This window comes from Vibrio sp. 811, from assembly GCF_033339195.1.
This window is the reverse complement of the sequence record NZ_JAWOUB010000761.1, coordinates 1-560: the sequence shown is the minus strand read 5'-3', so window position 1 is coordinate 560 and position 560 is coordinate 1. Positions and strand designations below refer to the sequence as shown.

The 560-nt window shown below is 42.7% G+C and carries 1 protein-coding gene; it reads left to right on the top strand.

Features of this window, described 5'->3' with window-relative positions:
- Positions 1 to 262: 262 nt before the first annotated feature.
- Positions 263 to 560 (top strand): formate/nitrite transporter family protein (locus tag R7Q46_RS29260; protein ID WP_318078593.1); only part of this gene is annotated, 298 nt, incomplete at its 3' end.

Here is a 560-nt window from a genome sequence, read left to right as displayed (position 1 = left end):
GTCCTCCATCATGGGCGAGTATTCCCATACTCTCACAACCTCAAAAACATGCCCCAATAAGCAATAGGGTTCATTTTACTCCGCGCTAAAAACTTATCAAATAATTTGATGAGATTTCTAAATATTATCAATTTTACCTGTACTACTGACCGCTCTATTCTGGATATGCGGTTCGGGAACACCGCAAAACAAAAACAACAATTCATGTTGTGAGCTAATAAATCAAGGAGCTTTTTATGGAACCACAAACTAAGGAGTCATTATGGCGGTGACCAGTTCTCAAACTCACCAGGACTTTTCTCCTAAAGAGATGATGGCTGAGGCGGAGAAATTCGCATTAAGTAAAGCAAACAAAACCAGCAGCATGACACTTGGCCTAGCAATAATGGCTGGTGCGTTTATCGGTTTGGCATTTTTGTTTTACATCACAGTGACAACTGGCAGTGCGAATACAGGTTGGGGTTTAAGCCGCTTAGCCGGTGGTATCGCCTTCAGTATGGGGTTAATCCTTATCGTTATTTGCGGTGGTGAGCTGTTTACCAGTTCGGTGCTTTCCAGCA